At 61.2% G+C, this 24,195-nt stretch carries 10 protein-coding genes; 4 read left to right on the top strand and 6 right to left on the bottom strand.

The annotated features are described in order from the left end of the window. The first annotated feature begins 98 nt into the window (after positions 1-98). From J3U87_RS30885 to J3U87_RS30875, 3 genes are all read left to right on the top strand, one after another. Positions 99-485 (top strand): GntR family transcriptional regulator, encoded by a 387-nt coding sequence (locus tag J3U87_RS30885; protein ID WP_237379655.1) that lies wholly within the window; start codon positions 99-101, stop codon positions 483-485. Continuing rightward, the gene (locus J3U87_RS30880; RefSeq protein WP_237379654.1) at positions 482-1,384 is read left to right on the top strand and encodes an ABC transporter ATP-binding protein; all 903 of its coding nucleotides are present in this window, start codon (positions 482-484) and stop codon (positions 1,382-1,384) included. The genes J3U87_RS30885 and J3U87_RS30880 overlap by 4 nt, the downstream gene beginning before the upstream one ends. A 782-nt stretch (positions 1,385-2,166) precedes the next feature. Next, on the top strand, positions 2,167-2,931 hold the full coding sequence (locus J3U87_RS30875; RefSeq protein WP_237379653.1) for a hypothetical protein: 765 nt from the start codon (positions 2,167-2,169) through the stop codon (positions 2,929-2,931). Positions 2,932-3,210: 279 nt separating this feature from the next. Here the strand turns inward: J3U87_RS30875 and J3U87_RS30870 are convergent, their stop codons facing one another. Beyond that, the gene (locus J3U87_RS30870) at positions 3,211-10,149 is read right to left on the bottom strand and encodes a CARDB domain-containing protein (protein ID WP_237379652.1); all 6,939 of its coding nucleotides are present in this window, start codon (positions 10,147-10,149) and stop codon (positions 3,211-3,213) included. A gap of 80 nt (positions 10,150-10,229) precedes the next feature. Next, positions 10,230-11,516, bottom strand: a complete 1,287-nt coding sequence (locus J3U87_RS30865; protein ID WP_237379651.1) for an RHS repeat-associated core domain-containing protein — start codon at positions 11,514-11,516, stop codon at positions 10,230-10,232. Between the two features lie 594 nt (positions 11,517-12,110). On the opposite strand from J3U87_RS30865, the gene J3U87_RS30860 reads away from it, so the two are divergent. Next, a complete protein-coding gene (locus J3U87_RS30860) occupies positions 12,111-12,482 on the top strand; it encodes a DUF1801 domain-containing protein (RefSeq protein ID WP_237379650.1) in 372 nt (123 codons plus the stop codon). A gap of 942 nt (positions 12,483-13,424) precedes the next feature. Here J3U87_RS30860 and J3U87_RS30855 read toward each other — a convergent pair. The 4 genes from J3U87_RS30855 to J3U87_RS30840 all read right to left on the bottom strand — a co-directional run bounded on the left by J3U87_RS30855 (position 13,425) and on the right by J3U87_RS30840 (position 24,012). Continuing rightward, positions 13,425-19,745, bottom strand: coding sequence for a non-ribosomal peptide synthetase (locus J3U87_RS30855; RefSeq protein ID WP_237379649.1), 6,321 nt, complete (start codon positions 19,743-19,745; stop codon positions 13,425-13,427). Positions 19,746-20,302: 557 nt separating this feature from the next. Beyond that, complete coding sequence (locus J3U87_RS30850) at positions 20,303-20,851, bottom strand: hypothetical protein (RefSeq protein ID WP_237379648.1); 549 nt, start codon at positions 20,849-20,851, stop codon at positions 20,303-20,305. A gap of 78 nt (positions 20,852-20,929) precedes the next feature. Further along, positions 20,930-22,330 carry a hypothetical protein gene (locus tag J3U87_RS30845; RefSeq protein WP_237379647.1) on the bottom strand — a complete coding sequence of 467 codons (1,401 nt, stop codon included), beginning with the start codon at positions 22,328-22,330 and terminating at the stop codon, positions 20,930-20,932. Further along, a complete protein-coding gene (locus J3U87_RS30840; RefSeq protein ID WP_237379646.1) occupies positions 22,327-24,012 on the bottom strand; it encodes an HD family phosphohydrolase in 1,686 nt (561 codons plus the stop codon). Before J3U87_RS30840 ends, J3U87_RS30845 begins: the two co-directional genes overlap by 4 nt. Positions 24,013-24,195: the final 183 nt, after the last annotated feature.

Genomic DNA, 24,195 nt, shown 5'->3' with positions numbered 1-24,195 from the left:
CCCTCTGAGTCTGGAGGCCAGCGATGCCTCCCTCTCAATTTACCTTGCCCGTGTGAATTAAGTGTACTATTGTAACTAGTACACCTAGTGAGGTAGGTATGCTCCCTTTCCCTGTGTCCCTTCGACCTGGCGCGCCACCCTACCAGCAGATCACCTTTGCCGTTCGCAGGGCCATCGCCAAGGGTTTACTGAAGCCCGGCGATCCCTTTCCCTCCGTGCGCCAGCTCAGTAGGGAACTCAAGATCAACCCCAATACTGCCCAAAAAGCTGTTTCGGAGCTCACGACTCGCGGTTTCCTGGAGGTTCACACCGGTCGCGGTACCTTCGTTTGTCGGCCTCGAACCCCTTCCCATGACCAGATAGCCGAAACCCTTCAACCTCAACTGGAGCAGCTTGTCGTGATGGCACACGAACTGGACCTCGATCTCTCAGAAGTGAAAGGACTACTGGCCATTTCTTGGCAGTCGTTTCAGGAAGAACCATGATGCACGCGATCGAAACCGAATCTCTCATTCTCCCGCGTTGGACACCGCCCAGGAATTCGGGTTGGGATATTCAAATTCCCAAAGGATCGATCTCGGGCTTACTGGGGGTCAACGGCATCGGCAAGACCACACTCATACGCAACCTGCTTGGTTTTCAGAAGCCCACATCCGGAATCTCTCGATTGTTGGGTGTCCCCAGCCATCGACTGAAGCCCTCCGATTGGGTGCGGATCGGCTTCGCCGGTCACGATCAGCCACTTCCCCCGAGGCTGACCGGTATGGATCTGCTCACCGTATCCCGCAATCTCTATCCCCATTGGGACCGAACGCTTGAAACGCGAGTCGCCCGGGATCTGGGTCTCAAATCCCACCTCAATCAGAAAACCGGTCGATTGTCGCGCGGCTCACGACTCCTCACGGGCATCCTGTTGGCCGTGTGCCACCAACCGGATCTCCTGATATTGGACGAGCCATTCGAAGGAGTGGACGTGGCACGCAGGGAAATCTTGTTGGATCTCATGTTGGGGTCTGCGGAGCGCGGGACGACGATTTTTTTCACCAGCCACGCAATCGAAGAGGTCGAACGCCTTGCCGATCATCTGGTGTTGCTTCACGACGGCCAGGTGGCGTTACAGGATTCCCTGGAGCGCATCGCATCCCAGGCACATAGGGTTTTCGTGACCAATCCGGACCCGTTACCCACCTCCTTCGAAATCGAAGGATCCCTGGCCATGACGCAACAGGACCACCTGGTCTCGTTTTTCAGTCTGCTGGACCAAGGAGGGTCAGCCAACGGTGTCGAACAGGTTCGCGAGATCTTGCCGAAGGCGAACATCGAGGTTTCTCCGATATCCCTTCGCGACTTGTTTTTGGCGCTTACCCAGGAGCGAAGATCATGAACCTATTCAATCCAATTATCAGCTCGAGCCTGTTCCGGCTATGCTTGCGTCACTGTTTGCGTGAATCGTGTCTGTTTGGATTGTTGTTCTTCCTGATCGCCCTTGAGCCAACCTCCGGAGGGGCAGGAGTCCTGTCGTATGCGGCCGGGTTCGCGCTTCTGGTGCTCATGGGCCGAATCTCGGGCTGGCATGGAGATCGGGATCTGTCGGGTTTTCTTCATACCCGTCCCATCGATTCCGCAAAATTGCTGACCACCCGCCTGTCGGTCTTCGTGGTCATCTGGACGGTTGTCTTTCTAAGCGTAGCGATCCTTCGATCAGTGGGACCGCGAACAGGGTACAGTCTGGATCTTCCTGCCTTCCTTTTCCACTATTTGATGTTCGCCCTGTTCCTCAGCCCCATGTTCCTCGCGGCCCATAGTCGCATCGGTTTGATGCTTTTCGGTTTTTTCTGGTTCCTGACATTCGTCAGCACCCAATCTACCTCGGGCGTTGCGAGTTTGACGTTCAGGTCGATTCCCTGGTGGAGAGATCCCCATTGGGATTGGGTGTTCCAATCCGCGCGGTTGGTGGCGGCCTCGATATTCGCTTGTGGGTCCATGATCGTTCTTTACGTGACGCGTGAACGACCCAGTGGACGAAGAAGAGTCCTGGGCTCCTTGGCTTGCGGGGGGATCGCCCTGCTGGTGGGTCATTTCTGGTCTTACCCCTTCCTATACGACATTCATCCGGCCAACCGAATCGTGGCACCCGCACCCGAATGGGAGCAGCCGGTGAGGGACTTGATCGCCCATCATCCCATGCTCGATTCTTCTTGGCAAAAAACGAGTAATCTTCACCAAAATCATGGCATTACCACCATTACCGCAGCGGTGAGGGGAGGCTTGCCCCTGCCCCCGATGCCGAACGCACTCGGCGTCCCATATGCACGTCAGGAGGGGTATACCTTCACTGCGCGCTTTGACGATGGCCACATCGAGAAGAAACGTCACCTGATTCGCCACCCGAGAGAACCCATTTCGCCTTTCAATCTCAATGGATTTCCCAATGGGCAATACGACGGAGAAAGTCTTCGCTTGTACCGGGGAAAGGGCATGGAGGTCCCTTCGTCCTTGTCGGGCGAAGTCCTAATGAGGGTGGAACAACCCTATGTCATCGACGAAGGGCCGTTTCGTTCCGATATGGTCCTGAATTACGGGTATGGCGGAGATCGTTCGGTACAAATCCGTGGATATCGGATCCTCGAGGGAGGAAAAAGGCTAAAATTGACCGTGAGCAGGAAAATCCCCGTGACTGTCTTTCACCGCGATCGGGATGAGGTCCTGATCGCGGTTTCGAGGATACGCGAGATAACGGCTTTTCAGCGACGCACAGGGGTGCTGCACGAACCCGCGGAGTCGATCCAGGTCTTTTTGGCTCCGGAGGGAGTTGTCTTGACTCCTAGATGGGTTGAAGGGGCCAGCGTCGGTTTGTTCGGAACCAATATCATCGCCCGTTTCGAGGTTCCTTTCGACGTGGAGCGGGAAGGGTTACGCCGATCGCGATGATATCGGCAGGGGCTTTCGGCTCGCTGGTAGCGCGAACGAGGGAGGAGTGGGTTTTGCCACTGATATCCAGAAGTTATGTTTGACTGTCCCCCCTTAAAGACCCAGGATCGCCCAGGCTGTACTTGAGGCGCCAGGGACCCACCCGAAAAGAATGAGGGGAAATCGAAGAGTGAAGGTTAACCATGTATAAAAAAGAAAGTTATGTTTGACTGTCCCCTCTAAAGACGCTAAAGACGTCCCCTAAAGACGCCGGCCATGGCGACCGGCGTCTCTCGGCGATCAATCCCGGGGTGCCGGTCCCGTCGGTGTTCGTGCTTCGCCACAAGACGGACAGGTCTCGATGTCGAAGGTTCGCACGTTGTTGGTTTCGTCCGACTCCGGCCAGGCGTTTTCGGGATCCACCGTTACCTGGACCCGGAGGCTCGGACACCAAGGTCGCTGCAGGTAGATCGGTACCTTCACCGTACCCTCCGCATCGATATCCGCCGTCACCGTTTGGATTTCGAACGACTCGCTGCCGCTGCCCACTTTCGGCGTCACCATCACGCGCACCGACACGGGGCCGCCAGCCTTGGAGCCGTGATTGGCCAGGCTCAGGGTGAAGAGATCCAGGCAGGATCCCGGCTCGAAACCGCCGATGGCCAAAGGCTCGAAGTCGAAATCGGCCGTCCAGGTCAGGGAACCCGAGTTGTTGGCGTAATTCGGTTCGAACACCTCCCGCCCAGGGTTGACGGTAGCAAGGAATCGGTCCCCGGATTGCCCCTCGAGGTGCGCCGCGAACCAGGAGATCTGGCTGGGCTTGTTCAGTTTGGCCAACCCGTCGATTCGTTCACGCGTTTGCAAGTTGGTGATGTGAACCGGGATCCCGTTCATGGCGACCAGCCGATTGGACTGGATTCCTACCGAGACGGCGACCGTTCCTTTGTCCGGGTCGAATTCGGCCTCCATGGCCACCACCCGGAAATCGGCGATACCCAATTCGCGGATCCTGTCGTTGTTGGATTCCGAGGATTCGAGAACGTGGTTCTTGGCGTCGACCAGCCAGGCGACCTGTTGCCCTTCGCGGGCGTCGATGGTCACCTCCAAAGTGTCGCTCTGCCCCGGCAGCAGGTCGCGCATGGGCCAATAGCCCAGTACCTCGTCGTCCAGGAACAGTGCCAGAAGGGAGGTCGGCGCATTCACCGAGCCCAGATTCCGGATCTCGGTTTTCACTTTGAAGGATTCGGGGCCGATGGGGATGGCTTCGGCACGGCTCAGGACGAGATCGGGTCCGACATGGACGTTGTCCTGGTCGCTGTTGTTGGTTTCGTCCAATTCCACGATCTGGTTCAGGTCATCGGCCACCGCCGTCACCCGTTCACCGAAACCGGCCTGGATTTCCAGAACCACCTCGCCGACGGCTCCGGGCGCCAATCCATCCATCGTGTGGCTGGCTTCTCCGCGCGGCGCGTGAAGACCGAGTACGAAGGCACCCGAGGCCGCGGTTCCCACGTTTTCCATCGCGCAGGCAACCCGGACTCGATCGTACTCGAGCACTTGGACATCGACGATCCGGACCACCAGGTCCGGCGCTGTCAACCGCGTGCTCTGCGCCAGCTTGCCCTCCGGACCGACCACGTATTTGGTTTCCCGTTGCAGATCCCCCATCAGGAAGGTCTCGTAGGAGGGGGTGACGTAATAGGTCGTACCGCCATCCGAGTCCACCTTTTTGTATCGACGACCGGAGTGGTCGTAGGCGTAGGCATTCCTGACAGTCGCCTGGTCGGGTGCCTCCCGTCGGTAACCAATCATCCGGTCGAGCGCATCGTAATCGAAATGTTCCGTCAGGTCGCCGGTCGTTTTGAGCGTGGTATTGCCGTTCGTGTCGTAGTCGAAATCCAGCACCACATCGCGCGCATGGTCCCGGGCACGGGTCAGGCGGTAGCCGCGGAAGTCCAGCATCTCCACGTCTCCCTTGGTCAACAGGTTCCCCATGGGATCGTAATGGTAGTCCTTCGAGCCGTAGACCCCGTCGGCCGCCGCCAGCCGGAGCTGGGCGTCGTAGGAGAAATCCTGGTCCAATTGCGGCGCCACCTGGTCGTAGATGTAGTCCAGTTGACCGCGCGTGGTCCAGCCATAGGTTTTCATCGCGATCGCTTGATCGGCACCGTCGAAGACGTCCATCCCTTCCAGTCGAAGATCGTGGCTGCGGTAGTGGTACTCCGTCACCGCACCGTTCCCGTAGACGACGCGGCCTGGCGCTCCGTGGGGGTGGTGGTCTTCGAAGGTGACCGTGATCCTGCCGGGCTCGCCCGGTTCGTCGAGCCGAAGCGAGGCCGGCCAATTCAGGCTGGTGTAGCCCCGGGCGAGGACGGCCCCGTCGGGATACGTCGTCGTGGATTTGAGGCCATCGGGACGGTAACGGTACTGGAAGGTCCAGGGACCCTGTTGGTCGTATCGAACCCGTTCCGTTTCGAGGTTGCCGAATTTGTCGTAGCCGAGGTCGTAACGGAACAGCACCGCCGCATTCCCGGTCTCCCCGGAAATGCCGCTCAGTTTCCCGATACCGTGGTCCGCCTGGTCGTAGGTGAACCCGATCCGCGCCAGGCCGTCGGGCAACGAGGGGCTCAGCTCCATGGTTTCCTTGCGTCCGAAGATGTCGTAGGTTTGGTCGATCACATTGCCCGCCGGTGCCCGGTACTGGGTGATTCGACCCTCCAGGTCGAATTCGTAGCGATGGGTGCGCGACTCGTGAACCGTCCAGGAACCATCGGGTTCTTGGCTGACGATCTGCTCTTGTTGACGATACCGACGGTTGAGACTATCCCAACTGGAAACGGTGCGCACCCGTTGGCCGTCGCGGTTTTCCTGGGAGGTGACCATGATCGGCCGGTCCAAGCCGTCGAAGGTGAAAAGTGTGCTCGCCTCGCTGCCGTCATCTTCGACGAACCGCCGTTCCACGATGCGCTTGCGACCGTCGTAGCGGCTGATGGTGACCTTCCCCGGCTCGGCCCCCGGTACATGGCGACCCTCGAAGCGGGTGACGGGGTAGTTCTTCCCGTCCACCATCTCGAAGTCGTAGCTGTACGATTCCTCCTCGGCCACGTCGTCCGCCGAGGCCACGGGATGAACGGTCCGGGTCTGACGACCCAACACGTCGTAGTAAATCCGAATGTAGGATGGGTTGCCGTCGGTATAGGGCTGGGATTTATGGGATACGCGACCCGCCGCATCGTAGCGCGTGTGCTCGTGGACCGTCATCGCGTCGCCGCTGCCGCGCGTCCAGGAAAGGTAGGGGCGATCCCAACAATCCCGATAGATGCGGTTTTGGAGCCGCACTTGGTTGATGTTGGCGTCCCAGGTCTGGCGTAGCAGCAATTCCTGATAGGAGCCCAGCTTGCGCGCGGTATCGGCCCACTTGAAGAGGTACCGTTCCCGCATCGTGACGATGCGCGAATCGGGCTCCTCGCGGTAGAGGGCCGCCTTACGGCCGAAGGCGTCATAGGTCGTCCGCGTCAGGATGCCGTGTGGGTCCCAGAAATGGGTGACGGTTCCAAATGTCGGATCGTACCGGAACTCGATTCGATGGGCCGCATCGTCCGGGTCCTTGATCACGGCGGTTTGGAAAAAGTTGAAGACTGGGTCGTATTCGTATTCCGTGACCTCGCCGGTCGCCGAGATTTTACTGATCAAGTTCCCCGAGGCGTTGTGAAAGAAGGTCGTCACCGCGTTTTCGTCGGGATGCTCCATGTTCCGCCAGGTCTTGGTGGCCAGGTTGTCCCGACCGTCGTACCCGTAGGCGATGTCGTTGCGGTAGGATGCCGTGGCATGTGGGTCTTTCGAGGTCGCGTGAACCTCTCTGGTCCGCCAACCCAAGCGCCATGCCGCCGTATCGTTCTGGTAGAAATAGTGGATAAAGCGATTGTCGGCCCCATTGTCGGGATCGCCGAGGTGGAATTCACCGATCAGGTTACCGAAATCGTCGAAATCCCACTCGACCCGCGTCGTCAGGTACCACTGCCCATCCTCGAAGTTGAGGTTGTCCTCGCTGATGCGATCCACGCGGTAGGTCAACCCCGGCCTGCCGAGAATGTCGTCATCGACCCGGTACATGACGTTTTGACGACCATAGACATGGTCGTAATCCCCCGTTCGGTACATGCGGATTTGAGACGGTCTTCCCCAATAACGCCAGTTGTCCTGCGCGTAGTGGGTGCGCGTCGTGATCTGCGTGGCATCGTCGACCACATCGATATACCGGAAGCCCAGAACGCCCGCACCGTCATTGCCTGGCTGCCCGCCGTTGGGTATGTCGTGTGCCGCCCGAAAGTGACGATAGGAGAAACGCTTGATCTTGGTTTGGCTGGTCGCGCTGTTGCCGAGCGGCTGGTGTTCCAGGATGCGGGCGACCAGTTGCTTGTAGGGCGTCAGATCCCGGATGGGATAGGCCGCGTCCTGCCGCTTGCGGTACAGGAATCCGCCGAGACTCGCCGGACCGTAGTCGATCTCCGTGATGGCGCCGAGCCCGGCCCGGACGCGCCAGATCTGGTCTACCCCTGTTTGGTAGACGGATCCACCGTCGACATAGTCCACCAGGGCGCCGCTGCCCAAGAGGAACCGCTTTTCGGTGTAGAGACCCTCGATCTCCGCCAGTTGAATCAAATCCAGACGACCGTCGCCGTTGACGTCGTCGATGCGGGTGCCCATGTCGAAGAGTTCGTCGCCGTCGCGACCGATGAAGTAGAAATCGTCGGGGATGCCGGTCCACCAGTCGTTGCGGCCCTGGACATCCGGGGCCAGGCGCCATCCGCGAAAGCCCTCCGATTGTTCGCCCAGGTATAGCGAGCGTCGATGCTGCCCGTTCTCGTCGTAGAAAAACGTCAGCATATCCATGAGACCGTCGCTGTTGATGTCCGCCATGCGGGTGCCGCCGTCGCGGACGCCCTCACCCTGGTGGTAGTAGCTGAAAAACACGTCGTCGGCGGGCATCGCCCAATCGTCGGCGGCCACGAACGCCTTGCCGGTATTGAGCAACACGCGCTTGATGGGCGTGCCGTCGTAGGTTTCGTTGTAGAGCCGAACCAGATCGGGGAGGCCATCGCCGTTGATGTCCATCAGACGGGTTCCCAGCCGGTGGTAGACGTTCCAGATATGGCACTCCGTGAAAAAGGGGGCCTGGTCATCGGTGGGCAGACTGTTCGAATACGCCGCATCGTATTCGAAGCCGTTCTCGGGTCCTTTGTTCAGCGCCACCTGGGCGATGGTCGGATAATCGTCGTGACCGTGATTCAGCACGATGAGGTCGGGCAGGCCGTCGCCGTCGAGATCGCGCAGGCGAAGGCCCACATCGCTGCGCCAGGCGCCGCGGCCCTGGTTGTGCGTCAGGCTTTCCGCGAAATAGGATTTCTCGTTCCACGTGGTTTCCGGGTTGAGCAGGTGGGTCAGGCTGGCGTGATAGGCGTTGGTCTTCCGCCAGCCACCGTTTTCGGGGTGCTCGCCCTTGTTCAGATAGGCGTCGTAATGAAGGCCGCCGCCGATGTTGAGCAGGTTCAACAAGTCGGTGCGTCCGTCCCCATCCAGGTCGGCCAGGACCGTGCCGCCATTTTCCGTGCCGATGTGGTAGACCAAATCTCGATAGAGCTTCGTGGTGAAGAGCGCCGGATCGCCGTTGGGCAGTTTCTGCATTTGGGCGATCCAGGGGTGATCGTCGGGAACCAGGAACCAGCCGCCGGCCTCACCCTCGTTGAGCAGGATGCGCATCCGGGTATCGGGCTTGGACAGGTCGTCGTGCTCGGATTTGGTGCCGTCGGCCAATTGGATGAGGTCCATCAGGCCATCGCCGTTCAGGTCGGCGAAACGGGTGCCCAGGTCGCCGCCGGGATGGTCGCCGCCCATGTTGCTGCGCACCGAGAAAAGCGCGCTCGAACCCGCCGCGGCCCAGTCGGCCAGGTAGGGATGATCTTCTTCCAACTTCTCCCAATGGGTGAGGCGGTTGAGCAGCACCTTGCGTTTGATTTCCTGGCCGTCACCATCGGAATCTTCGAGGTAGTAGACGCCTTGGATCAGATCCTGGAGGCCGTCGCCGTTCAGGTCCACCATGTGTGTGCCTTCGTTGTACTTACCGTTGTAGGTCTGGTTCGCCCAATTGCGCACCTTGGCGAACAACGGAACGGCGCTGTCCGTGTATCCGGGGTAGGGTGTGAATCCCACGGCCCGGTTGTCGCCGAGCCATTCGAAGCGGGTTGGCGGCAGCGTGGACCCATCGGCGGCGATTTTGGTGATCGAGGTCAGCCGGCTCTGGGCGGTCACCGTGTCGGCCGGTTCCGCATAGGACAGATCGTAGCCATAGGCAAAATCCTCCTGCTCCGCGTGGTCGGCGTCACCGTCGGCATTGACGTAGATATCGAGCCGGTCGAGTCGGTAGGTTTGGCTGAAGGCCAGCCCGGCACGGTAGGTCAGGGCACGGTCGGGTCGCGTCTCGTAGGTGAAGAGCACGGTTCGCCCTTCGTACGAGACCCCTTTCGGTAGGTATTCCCGACCCAGCGTCTCGGCGCAGAACGCGCCTCCCGAGTCGGGACACCCATAATAATCGAAGGCACACGTATTGCCGTGGCGGTCGACGATCTCGCTCAAGAGCCAACTGTAGACGGGCGAGTGGGTGCCACCCACTTGAATGCGATGGTGAATGTATTTTCCATAGACGCGCAACGAGCCGTCGCGCATGTGCGCTTCAAATCGTTCGGGGCCCGGGAGATCGAGGTTGGTGTCGATCGCCACCACCTTTTGGTAGGTCTCCACGCGGGTGCGGTATTCGGACAGGTGCGCACCGTAGTTGCCGGATACCAGCATCAAGCGGTTCCCGTCGAGCGCAAGGCGATCGGTGGCGAACGAACCCTGGGGGTCGAGCGCCACGGTGGTTCGTCGTCCGTCGAGATCGTAGGTCTGTCCGACCCGAGTGATTTGAGAGAAGCCGGCCTCGAGGCGCCAGCCGCGGCCCACCGGCCCGTTCCCCGCATCGGAATCATAAACCAGGGCCACACCCGGTTTGATGCTGGCCGGTGCAGGCGGCAGGTCGATGGTCAGTCGGTAGGTGGCGGCCCCGCCGGCGGTTTGACTCATGGTGCCCGGCAATTGCCCGACCAATTCGCCGGCGCTCAACTGGGATATGGCGGGAAACACAAAAAAGCATACTATGGACACGCGGAGACAGAGCGTGGCCATCGCTCGCTTGGAGGACATAGGCATAGGTACTCCTTTATCTATGGAACATCAAAGTTGCGTTTGAAGACGGAATGGAAAAATCTAATAAATGCGATAAATCATTGTGAGAATGGATCGTGATAGGGGATTTCCGTGAAGGTATCGTTGCTCAAACCGTTTTCCATTCCGTTCGACAGGAGATTCGTGAGGTTCCATTGGATCCCGTTCACGTATTGGTCGGGGTTCTCATCGAAGTGATTGATACGGAACGGGTACAGCACCGTCTCGTCGGCCGGCGCGGGAAGCGGGAAGAGGTAGTTGCGCACGGCCCAATACTGTTCGTAGGTGTACCCTTTGGCGACCCAGGCCGGCGGCGCATGGGGTTCGCCTTTTCCGGGCCACATGTACCGTTCGAAGCGTTCACGCGACGCTTCGTTGAAAAAGATTTCCACTTTGGCGGTGGCCACCCAGGCCGTGTAGGAAGAGAAGAGGCTGCCCTGCAAATCGAAGCGCTCCAACTCACCTTTCGCCAGGATTTCGGCGACGCGGTACCCGACACCGGCTCCGGGATTTCCCTCCAGATACGGCAACACTTCCTCGACGGTGCCCAAATCGACGACGACCTTGACCTCGATGCCCACGGGGACCACTTCCACCCCGGTTCCGGCCGCTTCACCCCCCGCGCCGATGCCGACTTCCCCGGCGATTTCCAGGTAGAAATGGCCTTGGTGTTGTTTCAGGCTGATGCTGGAGCCACCGCCCCCGACGGCGTAGGCGGAGCCACCGATTTCGAACCAGGTGATCTCGACACTGCCGTCTTCCTTCACCACGAATCCCATACCGCCGCCGGTGAAGCCGAATTCCGCGCCCCATACCTGGTCCTGCTCTTCCGCAACGGGGGTCATTTGCACCTGGGCATGGGTTCCGGCGGGCGCCTGCGGCTGTTCCGGCACCGAAGGCGTGGCTGCATGACGGGCCATGTCCTCGGGAACCGAACCGATATCGATCCGCCGCCCGCTGGGGTCGGTGACATTGATCGGGTTGTTGGCGGAATAGGCGTAGCGATGCAGGGCGGCGGGATGGGCGACCGGTGCACCCAGACCGCGGTCTGCCGTGGTGAAGCGGCCGGAATGCGGGTCGTAGTAGCGGGCCTCGAAGTAGTAGAGCTGGGAGTCGGCATCCAACTCCTTACCCGTGAACTTGGGGCGAACGGTATCCGGTCCCTGGCTGGAGGCGCGGTGGATGGTTCCGAACGGCTCGTAGACGAAACTGGCCAGGAACCGGCCGTGCTCGTCGGTGGTCAGGGCGGTGGATCCGATGTGGTTGGGGTGAAAATACACCACGCCGGTTTGTGGTCGACCCTGCTCGGGATCGGTCCAGGCGAAGGCCCCGGCGGTTGAAACCATCGAGATCGCCAGCAACCCGATGAGTGTATGAAACGTGTGGGAAGAGATCTTTCTATAATTACATAATCGGAAAACAACCAAAAGGCACCTCACTATCAAAGAGTCATGATTGAAGCGATAGGCGCCAGCGCTCTATGGTTATAAACTTATCTCAACCCTCATAGGATCACCATCCTATGGATATAGGGTTTTCCCATGGCAAAAGAAAGTTCGATGGTAATGACCCGAGTTTGGGTTGAGACACAAGGGACGTCCCGGCTCCATGCCGCGAAGCGTGTCTTCAGGACGGCATGCCCAACCGGACCAAGCCCGCGGGCTTCCCCGGGCTAGATGGGAAATCGCGAAAACCGGGCCGCGGCTGCGGCCTGTTTCTGCCCGTCCGGAATCGGGATGATCGCAACAGCCAAGTTGGCTCGCTTGGTTGGACAGGCTAGCGGCTCTCGGTTGCCAGGTCTCGGCAAGATCTTTATCATTAGGTGATTAGCCGAAGCCCTGACGTGAAGGGCTTCGGCCGGTCAGCGCTGGGAGCCGGCCGATTCCGAAGAACGATTTCCAAGGGGCCCTGTTTTTTGATGGGCACCGCAGAGGATGGACATGACCGATAACCAAAAAACCGATGTGGATGCGTTTCTGCGCGATACCCAGTTGGTCTCACCCGAAAACCACGCACTGATCATCGCGATTCGCGATATGTTTCGGAAGGCGGATGCCTCCTTCGGTGAGACCATCAAATACGGTGGGCTGGTGTTCATGAGCGGCAAGGATCTCGTCGGCGGCATTTTCGTGTATCGAAAACACCTTTCCATCGAGTTCAGCGTGGGCGCTGGGTTCGCCGATCCCGACGGTTTCTTGGAAGGGAAGGGGAAGCACCGCCGGCACCTGAAGATTCGCACCATGGCGGATCTCGAGGCCAAGAAAGTCGCCACCTACATCGCCCAGACGGTGCCCGAAACGGGCGCTCCCTGAATGGCGATCGCTCGTGCTGGCGAAGCCTGTACGACCGATTGGTGACCGAGACCTTCGACTCCGCGATCTTCGGGATCCTCTTGAAACGAAGTGGTGTGTTCAACCTGAGCTGGGTCTTGCCGTCGTCAAATCTCGATCAGGAAGCCAGGAATGAACGAAACCAGGAAAAACAGGACCATGATGTGACACCAAATGCCGATCCTTTCCTGGTTTCCGATGTTCATGCGTTCCTGCTAAATTTTTCGGATGAACGACCCATGGCCCTTCGCCAGAAACCAGGTGTGTTGTTTCTTTCTCGAAATCGAGCGGGTATGCCCGCTGGTTCGCGGCTCCCTTGAAACGAATCCGTTTGGAGTTCCCGAATGCCGAAAGATTCGTCGTGCCCGGTAGGTTCATCCGCCGGATGAACTTGTCGAAGCGATCCGCGCATCGCAGGTTCGGGAATTGAAAGAGAGATGCACAGCCCATTGCGGGAGCATTGAAGCATTCGGCTTCGGAATGGGCGACCAGCGGTCGCACCTACCGTGCCATACCGGCCGTGCACGACAACCCTCTCTGGCAGCCGGGAACAGCATGCCGGCTGCCAGAGAGGGTTGTTTCTTTCTCGAAATCGAGCGGGTATGCCCGCTGGTTCGCGGCTCTTATGTGACATACTCTATAAAGCTTGAAGATAAAGCTAAAAACCTAAACAGGTGGGTGTTCGGGGAGTTCGTCAATGAATGTCGGCCCAGCGGGCATACCGCCCGTGACCAACCTACTGCCACGACGCCTCTCTCGTGCATGCGGGAACTCCCCAGCGATTCGCTTCATTTGGTTACCCACTTGAAACCCGGTGGCCGGTGTGCCGGTGGTCCGGCAATCCGGCCATCGGCATTTCGGCCCCTAGCCTGGGCGGCGACTCGGGGGTGAAGAAGTGTTCCCGCTTGCCCCGGAAGACTGTCTCTATGGGATGCGCTCTCCAACCTCCGGGTGGCCAAGGATCGAGGCGCACAGCCTCCGGATCAAGGCCGCGTTGTGGGCCAGGTACGGCGCCTCCAACAACTCGAAGTGGGTGCCCGCGGCGCGATGTCGCTTCCGCCCTTCCGGCAATCCCGTCCACTGGTCTTCGGCCTCGATGAGGTGGCAATAATCGCGATCCACTTCCGCGATGCGGTGTTCCGCGATGTAGCGCGCGTAGGCCTGGGCCGTTTCGCGAATCTGATCGCCCGTTCGGCCCGGCGGCAGCCAGCCCGCCAGCCGTGGCGAAGCGAAGACATGGTCCACTTCCGATGTGGTGCGAGGCACCGAGGCGTCCTCCAGACGCGGATCCAGCAACAAAACGGCAACCTCGCCACCCAGGCGTTGGGCGACCTGTGCCGCCAAATGAGCCCCCGCCGAATAGCCCAGCAACAAGCGGGGGCCTTCGGTCGGGATGTCCGCCACCAGATCCGCCAGACAAGCGGCGGGGTCGTCATGGGCGGCCGGAAACGAGAACCCGATCAGGCGATATTCCGGCAGCGCCGCCGCCAGGCTTCGGTAGCAACTGGGGAACCCGATCGACGGCGGGAAGCAGAAAATCGGCAGCGCCGCCGTGGGATTGAAGACCGTGATCTCTTCCACGTGACGGGTCGGATTGCCCAGGCGATGGGCCAGCTCGCGGACGGTGGGCGCGCCGAACAGTGCCATCGGCGGCAGCACCAAGCCCAGGTGGACCTCGAGCCGAGTCAGGAGACGCATCGCTTTCAGCGAGCTACCGCCGTTCGCGAAAAAGTCGTCCATCACATCCAATTCCGGCTTCGCGAGAATGTCGCGCCAGTGGGGAAGCAGGCGTGCTTCCCAGGTGTCCGGCGAGGTGATTCGGCGCTCGTCGTCGGCACGCCGCACCAAACCGGCACGGTCGATTTTGCCGCTGGTGGTTCGCTGGAACCCCGACTCGATCTGGAAACGGGTCGGCACCATGTATTCGGGCAATCGGTCCTTCAGTTGGCGGCGCAACCGTCGACCGAACTCGATCTCGCTCGACGGGGCTGCCTCGGTTCGGGTGGTGATGAAGGCCGTGAGGGTGGCTTCACCCTCCGAGTCGCGAGTGCAGCACACCGCGGCATCGGCCACGCCGGCCAGTTTCAGCAAGGCCGACCGAACCTCGCCCAACTCGATGCGGAAGCCGCGTACCTTGACCTGATCGTCGCGGCGGCCGACGATGTGGAGCCGTCCCCGGTCGTCCCAATACCCGAAATCGCCGGTCGCGTACAGGCGCGCCCCCGTTTCGAAAGGGGAGGGCACGAAGCTTCGGGCCGTGCGACCCGGGTCGTCCAGGTACCCGTGGGCCAGCAGATCGCCGCCCAGATGCAGCTCACCCGTCACGCCGATCGGCAAGGGGTTTTGATCGCGGTCCAGCACGTGGACCGCCACGTTCGCCAAGGGACGACCGATGGGAATGTCGCGATCCGAATCCTCTTCCTCGGTCACGAGATGGCAGGTGGCGGTAACCGAGCCCTCGGTCGGGCCATAGCTGTTGATGAACCGTCGCCGTGCGGCGTGGTGATGGGCGTCGTCCGGAAAGGCCGTGTCTCCACCGCTGTTGAGGATGCGCACCGAGGCCGGCAACTGGTCGCCCAACACGCGGATCAGGCCGGGCGGCAACACCGCGACCGTCACCTCGTGACGCGCGACGAAGTGTATGAACGCCGACGCGTTCAGACGAAGACCGGCGGGTACCGGGACCAAGGCCGCACCGGCGGCAAAGGCGCGGAAGACTTCGGCAATGGAGATGTCGAAGGCCGAACTGGCGAATTGAAGCACGCGATCGCGGGCCTCGATACCGAACAGGGCCGCGCTGTGGACGGCCATGTTGACCACTCCGCCATGGGCCAGGCAGACGCCCTTCGGCTCACCGGTCGAGCCCGAGGTGAACATGATGTAGGCGGTGAGATCGCGGCTGGGCCGCAAGTCGGGCAGATGGGTGGGAAAGGACGCCAAATCTCGGGAGTTTGGCGTGGGAATGCTGAAATCGTCGTCCAGCGATTCGCCGATCAGGAAGGCACAGCGAGCGGTGTGGGCCATGGTGCGCCGGCGTTGTAGCGGGATGGACGGATCGAGCGGCAGATAGACCGCGCCCAATTTGAAAAGCGCCAGCATCGTCGTCAGCCAGGACCGCCCGCGCGCGCGATTGACGGCGACGCGGGTACCGGCGACCACGCCTCGTGCGGCGAGGCAGTGGGCAAGCTGGTTGGCCGCTCGATCGAGCTCGGCGTAGGTCAAGGTGCCGGCGTCCTCGATCAGGGCCGGGCGTTGGGGAAATCGCGAGACGCTGTGTTGGAACAATTCGGCGAGGGTTCGCGCCGTGGGGACGGCGCCCACCGGTTTGCTCCAACGACGCAGATCGGCGCGTTCCGACGCGGTCAACATGACCAGGTCGGAGATGGGCAGCGTGGGATCCGACGTGGCCTGTTGGGCGATGTTCTGGAAGTGAGAAGCGACGCGCGCCATCCTGGCCGGCCCGTAGAGCGCTCGGTTGTAGATCAGCTTGATGGTGAGCGTCGCGCCCGTTTCCGCGAAATGCCAGCTCCAATCGAACAAGCTGGCCGGTTCTTCGCGCACGATCGGCTCGATGTGGAGCTCCGGGACGCGCCATCCGTGGCCCTCGTTGTTCTGCATGATGGCCATGACGTTGAACAGGGGTGGGCGCGAAGGGTCGCGTGGGACCCCCAGGTCCTCGATCAATCGATCGAAGGGGTAGAGCTGATGGTCGTAGGCGGCCACGCAGGTCTGGTGGATCCGGTGGGCCAAGGTCGCAAAGGTGGGCCGACCCTCAATGCGGGTACGCAGGGCCAAGGTGTTGACGAAGAATCCGACCAACGGCTCCCACTCGATGCGTGTCCTGCCCGCGACCGCCGTGCCCACCACCAGGTCGCGTTGCCCGGTATAGCGATACAGCAAGATTTCCAGCAGGGTCAGGCAGCCGCTGAAGAGGGAGATGCCCCACTCCCGGCAACATCGGCGCAGACGGGTGCTGGTCGCGGCATCCAGGCGAAACAGAAGCGATCGGCCCTCGTGGGTCTGTCGTGGCGATCGCGGTCGATCGCTGGGAAGGTCCGGTTGAGGCGGCAGCGGGTTCAAGTGCGCCAGCCAGAAGTCTCGCTGGGCTCGCCCGGCATCGTCCCGCAACCACCGATCCAGCCAAAGGGCATAATCGCGGTATTGCGGGGCCTCGGCCGGTGTTTCGGGCCGCGGGGCGCCGCCGTTCAGGGCCTCCGTGTAACCCTGCTCCAAGTCTCGAATCAGCAGGCCCATGGACCAACCGTCGCAGACCAGGTGGTGCATGTTCAACAGCACCAGATATGCCTGATCGGCGAGGCGGTAGATGTGACAACGGAGCAGGGGCGGACGGTCGAGGTCGAAGGCGCGGGCGGCAGCCTCTTCGGCGGCTCGGAGGGCATCCGTTTCCGGATCGGGCCGGTCGCGCAGGTCGACGACTTCCGGGATCAGCGGGACCTCGTCGAGAACGAACTGGCGCGGCTGGTGGCCCTGGGACAGAATCCCCGTCCGTATCGCTTCGTGGCGTTGGGCGAGGTATCGGAGGGCCGCGCCGAAGGCGTCCAGGTCGAAGGGACCGTCCACGCGAAACAGACCCGGCACGTGGTAGGCGGGGCTGTCGGGATGCCATTGCTGGAACAGCCACAGCCGGTGCTGGCCCGGCGACAGGGGGTAGTGGTCCGCGTCGGATGTGGCGGTGATCGGCGTGGGTTGGGGGCCCGAAAGCTCCCGGATGGTCTCCGCCAGGGCGGCCAGGGTGGGCCGCGACATGAAGGCCCGCAGCGGGACCTTGGTGCCGCATTCGGCGTGCACGCGACTCAAGAGACGGGTGGCCTTGAGACTGTGGCCCCCCAGTCGGAAAAAATCGTCGAAGCGACCGGGATCCGCTCCCGGCAGCAACGTTTTCCAGATCTCGGCCAGGGTGGATTCCAGGCCGGGCGACGGCGTTTCCTCCTTGCGTCGGGTGGCGCGGAAGTGGGCACTGGGCTGCGGCAACGCACGTTTGTCCAGCTTGCCGTTGGCGGTCAGGGGAAATGCTTGGACTTGCATGAACCAGGAGGGAATCATCGCTGCGGGCAGGCGAAGAACCAACTCCGCCCGCAAGCGCTGGACGTCCAAAGCCTCCGCGCTGCGGAAATAGGCGCACAACGCCCAGTCGCGTTCTTCACGCGGGATGGCGATCACTCTCGCCTCCTGAACGCCCGCGAGGCCCGACATCACCCGGGCGATCTCCGCCGGCTCCACCCGTTGGCCGCGAATCTTGACCTGATCGTCGACTCGGCCGAGAAACTCCAGATCGCCCTGTCGGCCACGTCGCACGAGATCGCCGGTTCGATATAGGCGTGCGCCCGGTCGATGGGGATGGGGAAGGAAGCGTTCCGCGGTCAGGCCGGGCCGACCGCGATAGCCCCGGGCGAGACCCGATCCTCCCAAACACAGTTCGCCCGGTTTGCCGGGCGCCTTCCGAGTTCCGTCATCTCCCAGGACCAGCGCTTCGGCACCTTGGATGGCCGTGCCGATCGGCGGATTGGCGTAGCGACCTCGCAGCTCGCAAGTGGTGGCGATCACCGTGTTTTCGGCCGGTCCATAGGCATTGACCACCAGAAGATCGGGACACTGTCGCATGACCAGGTCCACGTGGTGACCCGAAACCGCCTCTCCGCCCAGGATCAGGAGCCGCAGGCCCGCGAACATGGTCGGGTCGCGTTCGCAATGGGGATTGAACAGGCTGGGTACCATCAGCACGACCGTGATGCGGTGGTCGCGCAGGGCCTGGGCGAACAGGTCGGCATCGAGAAGTTCCGATTTTGGCAGGGTCACCAGACAGGCGCCGTTGGCGAAGGCGCCAAAGGTTTCCCAGGTGAATGCGTCGAAGGAAACGGAACTGATTTGCAGGACGCGGTCGCCCGGTACGATGGCCTGGGGACCCGTGGCGAGGGCGAGCCCGGCGATGCCCGCATGGGTGATCATGGCGGCCTTGGGGCGGCCGGTGGAGCCGCTGGTGAACATCAAATTGGCCAAGGCGTCGGGGTGGATCGCCGGTGTGGCTCGGCCGGGATCCCGATCGGGGCGCGAACCCGACCAGCGGTATTTGTGGCGCGGTTCGCCGCAGGGGTCATGGCTCGTGGCACGTGACTCGTCTACGGTGAGCAGGCAATCGAACCGGTAACGGGTCAACTCACTGTCGGTGGTCCCGGTCTTGTGATGAAAATCGGCCCTGACCAGGGCGGGCGTTTCGGCGCATAAGTCTTCCAGAAAGGCACGCGAGACAAAGAGCTCGTTCGAAAAATCCGTCTTGACCGAGGGTGTTTCGATGGCCGCGGCGTGCAGCGCCGCCAGCAAGGGCTCCTCGAGATCCAAATCCATCAGGTCGCCGAGGAACAGGTGGCCGCGAGGGCCCATCGCGGCCATGGCCAGGCGCAGGACCTGGCGCAGGTAATCGTAGTCCCCGAAACATTGGATCACGCTGTTGAGCACCACCAGATCGAAGGGATCCTCGCGCAGCATGTCGATGTGGGCGGCCTCCATGCGGGCGAACCGCACGTGATGCCAGCCGCGCTCCCGGCACTGACGACGATTCCAGGCCAACATGGCCTCGCTCAGGTCGGTGGCGACGTAGCCGCCCACATGGGGGGCCAGGGCGCGCAGGGTGTAACCCGAACCACAGCCGATCTCGAGCACGCGAAGGGAGGGAGACAGCAGCGGGCCCAGACGGGCATGGACGTTGGCGGCATAGTCCGCCATGACCTCGGCGGGCAGCGGGTTCCCGCTAAAACTGTCGATCCAACCACCGGCCTCGATGTCGTCGCGGGCGGTGGTCGCCACGTGCTCCCACAGTTCTCGGTTCATCAAGGGGCGATCACCGGCGTCGATCGGCTCGCGAACGGCGGAGGGGAGGGTGAGCAGGTGGGACAGGGTGGGGCAGCGCCACAGCAGGGACTCCGCAACGGCGTGGTCGGGTTGGGCACAGACGAGCACGCGGGCCCCGCTCTGCCGGAGCATGTCCACCAGGCGGCCCCGCGGCAATTCGCGGCTCAGGGCCACATAGGCACAGCCCACCTGGAGGGTGCCCAGCAGCGCCGCGTGGAGGTGTGGCCCCCGTTCCAGAAACAGCGCGACCACCGTCTCCGCAGGAAGCTCACGCGCGCGGAGAAACCCGGCGATGCGCTGGGCCTCGCGATCCAGGGTTTGGTAATCCATCGAATCGCCATCGGTCACGAGCGCGGTCGCCTGGCCATGTCGGCGCACCGTTCGGGTCCAAAGGAAAGGCAGGTGGGGCGAAGGTTCTCGTAGCGATTCGGGGTCGGTGGAGGGTCCGGATTTGGATATAGGTGTTGCAGGTCGACGAGTTCCGCCGGATCGGTGGCCGAGGTCAGCCAAGCGCATGGTGATTCCTTACATTCATATCGATATGCAGCCGCGATCCAGTGGGCGTGGGAATGGGATGCGCCGAGCGTGCGGACTCACCAGAAGGGAAAAAGGACGAGGTGGGAGCCGCTTCCTCACGCGAATGAGGGGAATACACCAGCGGCGGACGGGAATGCGCGGCCCGGGCGGGACCATACCTTACTGAACCGGAAAAAACGGGGTTCTGCCCCAGGGAGGGAATGGGATCATTCTAGAGGAAAGCCCGAGTCGAGGCCAGAATAAAGCGAAGTTGATTCGTCAGGATGATTTTGATCACTCCCGAACCTTCGCTCGGCCGGAAAAATACGCGCGGTGGCCTGTGGCGGGCGGCCACGCTTCGGATCGAACGCGTCCGTCGAGACCGCCCAAGGTCGTGGATCCGGATCACTTCGCCGGGGTCAATCGAAAACGATCGACTTCAAGATCATGCTGAAGCCGGGTTTGACCTTTGAGGCGTCGGCCGTCGCGACCTGCGTGATCAGGAAGGCGACTTTGTTACCGGTCTCGATGGCGTAGTATTCCCGCAGGTGCGGCACCTTCTGACCCGCGTAAGTCAAGGTGAACTTCTCCAGGAAGCCCTGTTGGTTGCCGTATGCCGTGGCGTGTTCGACTTCGGAATAGGTGCTATCGGTGAACTCGCCACCTTCCAACTCCTGTTGGATGCCTTTCGAGAAGTTTTTCGAGAATTCTTTCGAAAACTCTTCCAGGGACAGGGTTTCCATACCCTCGAACAATTGGATGATGAAGATGGCATCGCCGGAAGTCTCGACAAAAATATAGCGGAAGCCGTTTTCCTCCACGTCTTCGGTCACCTTCCAATTGTCGGGATGGGAAAAACGGACGTTTTGGAGTTCGTAGAGGGTGGGTGAGCTGACATTGGCAGTTTGCTCACATCCGACGAAAAGTGTGGCGACGAGTAGCGAAACCAGGATACCGAGTTTTTTCATGTTCAGGTCCTCATGGAGTGGGGTATTCATATGATGTGAATGTAGGTTCACGTTGTTTGGAATCGTAACCCATTATACTCAACGAACATGGAAAATGGGCTGGCGCGTGAGATAGCGCATCAGGCGCTGAACGGTTTGAAGATCGGCGCCCTCCACCATGAAAACCTCGCGCTTGTGCCGAACGATCAGGCCGGTTCCCAGGCCCTCGCCGCATTCGTAACGCAATCGCCAAGCGCCGTTCTGGGTTTTCGGTGCGGCTTCCTTCAGCCCGGCACCATAGCGGGTCGTCAGGGTGTCGCGCAACGTCGTGGTGAATTGGGTGGCCTCGTGGGCATCGTCCCAGGTCGTGCTCAGTGCCACCAGCACTTCGCCGTTGGTGCGGCGCCACGCGCGGTAATAGTCTCCGTCCCAACCCGCGGCCGCGGCGATCGCCGACTTGGCGGGCACCTCGAGGCGTTCCAGCCACATGCGCAGATAGAACTCGCCGTGGATGGCTTCGTCGATGCCCTGCCAGCCCTTGCGCTTCAGCCACTTGGGTGCTTCGAACCGCATCGAGGTCGGCAGGTCGCGCTCCTCCGGTTCGCCGAAGTACTTGCGGGGATGAAGGATTTGTTCGCTGCTGCGCGGCGGGTCCTCGTAAGCCCGCGAGACCGCGTCCCAGCCGTGTTCCACCCGCAGCGAGGCGACGAACCAGGCACCCTTGAGGTAGGCGGCGTAAAAGGGGTGCACCAAATAGCCGGGGATGCGTCCGATGGTGTCCAACTGGGCCTTGTCCAGTCCCGCGCGCTTGGCCGAATGTCGGGCCGAATCGCGCACCATCTGAAGCATTTGGGGAAGATTCATTTGGGACATCGATTGGGTGATCGCCAACCCTTGGGACCCGACCTCTGCGGATGAGGAACCCAACTCGCGGTTCAGTTCCCAGAGGGTCATCAAATAGTTGGCCTCACCCTCGACCAAGGCCCGCAGAGCCATGATGCGATCCTCGTCCCTGAAGCCGTTGCGATAGTCCCGATCCACTTCGGCCACCAGGGCCATCAGGTCGAAATGCTGATCCTGAAGTGCATGAACCAGTTCGTGAGCGGCGTAGGAGGCCAGCGTGTCGGGGTTCTGGCCCGCCGAATCGAGCACGAAAAAGCTGTCGGTTTCGGGATCGTAATAGGCGGCCGCCTGGGTTTCCATGAGCAACTTGACCTGGCCGAGCAGGTTTCGGGTCGGGGCCATCATGCCCAGACGTGCCAGGCCCTCCGCCACCCGATCGTAGCTTTCCACGGGATAGACGGTCGCCAATTGGCGGGTCACGTAGGCCGAGAAATCGACGCGATTCTGGCGTTGGGCCACGACCTCCTTGCGGAAGTTCAACCCGCGCAGTGTTTCCAGTTGCGTACTGATGGGCTCCAGGTTGGGAAAACGGTAGGCCAGACACAGGGGGGTCAGGCTCAACCACAGCCAGATGCCCGAAAGGCGCCAAACCATCAAAAACAGTACTCGGGAAGGAAGCTATCGCGGCGTTTGAAACGCTCATCCTTCGATGGTAACTCGAAGGGTTTGGGTTCGATGGCGAGCAGGGCGGTTTCGTCGATCTCGTCGATGAGTTCCTGCGGTAGGTAGCGATTGCCGTATTCGCGATAGATCCCGCTGCGGACGAACAGATTGAACAGGTCCGGGTCGAGGTGGTTGTCGCGTTTCATGAAGCCCATGATGCGCATGGTTTCCGAGAGGGTCTTGCCTTTTTTGTAGGGGCGATCCTGCGCGGTGAGCGCTTCGAACACGTCGGCGATGGCCATGATGCGGGCGGGAATCGACATGTCGCCGGCGTACAGGCCCTTGGGGTAGCCGGACCCGTCCATCTTTTCGTGGTGACCGCCCGCGATTTCGGGAACCCGGCGCAGGTAGCGCGGCCAGGGCAGTGCTTCCAGCATTTTGATGGTTTGCACCATGTGGCCGTTGATCACGATGCGCTCTTCCGGGGTGAGGGTGCCCTTGGCGATGCACAGGTTCTCGATTTCTTCCTTCGTGAGCAGGGTGCGCAGTTCGCCGCCCTCCCTGTAGGGCCGGTTCCCGATTTCGCGGATGCGATCCTGAACCTCTTTGGCCAGGAACTCGCCGCCCTCGTTGGCCTTTTCGAGGAAGGCCAGGTCGTCGTCCAGGCGTTTCAATTCGGCGTCGTAGGCCGCACGCAACGAATCCGGATCGCCCTCGCGCGCGTGGAGGGCGCGCAGATAGGCCAGTTCCGCATCGCGGCGCAGCACTTCGAAACGGGCGCGGACCATGTCGATGCGATCGAAGATGGTTTCCAACTTGGTCGCCTTGTCCATCACGTGGACCGGGGTGACGACCTTGCCGCAGTCGTGCATCCACGCCGCGATCCGCATTTCGTACCAGTCTTTCTCGTCCATGTGGAATTCCGACAAGGGCCCTTCGGAACAGTCGCAGGCGGCCTTGGCCAGCATTTCGGTGATCACCGGGACCCGCTCGCAATGGCCGCCGGTGTAGGGCGACTTGGCGTCGATGGCGGTTGCGATCAACTTGATGAAGCTCTCCATCAACGCTTTCTGGCCGTCGAGCAGCAACTGGTTGTCGAGTGCGATCGCGGCCTGGTAGGCGAGGGTTTCGACGAAATCCTGAAGTTCGCGGCTGAAGGCGATGACGGTACCGCTCTGGGGGTCGGTGGCGTTGATCAACTGCAGGACACCCACGACCAGGCCCTCGTAGTTGACCAGCGGAATGGTGAGGAACGAGGTGGAGCGGTAGCCGTTGTGGGAGTCGAACGCCTTGGTGCCGGAAAAATCGAAGCCCTGGTGGTGATAGGCGTCGGGGATGTTGATGGACTGCTTGACCAGCGCCGAATAGGAGGCGATGTTGCGGTGATTGGGTTTCCCCGATTCGGGGTCGTAGAGGGGAATGGGCGGTAGGTCGATCGGTTTTCCGGTGGACCCGCCCAGCGAGAGGCCCAGGCTCTCCGTGCGCAAAATGGCGAAACGGAGATGATCGTCTTGGGTTCGCAGGTAAAGGGTGCCGGCATCGGCATTACAGAGCTTCTTGGCCTCTTCCAAAATCATTTCCACCAAACGGTCCTTGTCCTGTTCGGCGGAAAGGGCGATCGCGACTCGATGCAACAGCTCTAACCGTTCGATACGCTTGCGCAAGCCTATTTCCATGCGTGTCGACCTCCCTGAGAGGGGAACCCAAATGGGTTTGAGAAAAGCAAGGTGAGATCCTTGAAGGGTAGGAGATAGTCTGTGTGCGCGAAAGGAAAAGATGAAAAAATGTAATGATTTCGCTTGGTGCCGAATGGCGACGAAACATATCGGGAAACCAGTTTGGATACTGGCATCTTACCC

Source organism: Sulfidibacter corallicola (assembly GCF_017498545.1).
Lineage (GTDB): Bacteria > Acidobacteriota > Holophagae > Acanthopleuribacterales > Acanthopleuribacteraceae > Sulfidibacter > Sulfidibacter corallicola.
Note: the sequence above shows the minus strand (reverse complement) of the source record. Positions and strands in the feature narration are given on the sequence as shown.

Coding starts and splice junctions, on each gene's coding strand:
- J3U87_RS30885 (WP_237379655.1), top strand. CDS start 99: ATGCTCCCTTTCCCTGTGTCCCTTCGACCTGGCGCGCCACCCTACCAG.
- J3U87_RS30880 (WP_237379654.1), top strand. CDS start 482: ATGATGCACGCGATCGAAACCGAATCTCTCATTCTCCCGCGTTGGACA.
- J3U87_RS30870 (WP_237379652.1), bottom strand. CDS start 10,149: ATGTCCTCCAAGCGAGCGATGGCCACGCTCTGTCTCCGCGTGTCCATA.
- J3U87_RS30865 (WP_237379651.1), bottom strand. CDS start 11,516: ATGGTTTCAACCGCCGGGGCCTTCGCCTGGACCGATCCCGAGCAGGGT.
- J3U87_RS30860 (WP_237379650.1), top strand. CDS start 12,111: ATGACCGATAACCAAAAAACCGATGTGGATGCGTTTCTGCGCGATACC.
- J3U87_RS30850 (WP_237379648.1), bottom strand. CDS start 20,851: ATGAAAAAACTCGGTATCCTGGTTTCGCTACTCGTCGCCACACTTTTC.
- J3U87_RS30840 (WP_237379646.1), bottom strand. CDS start 24,012: ATGGAAATAGGCTTGCGCAAGCGTATCGAACGGTTAGAGCTGTTGCAT.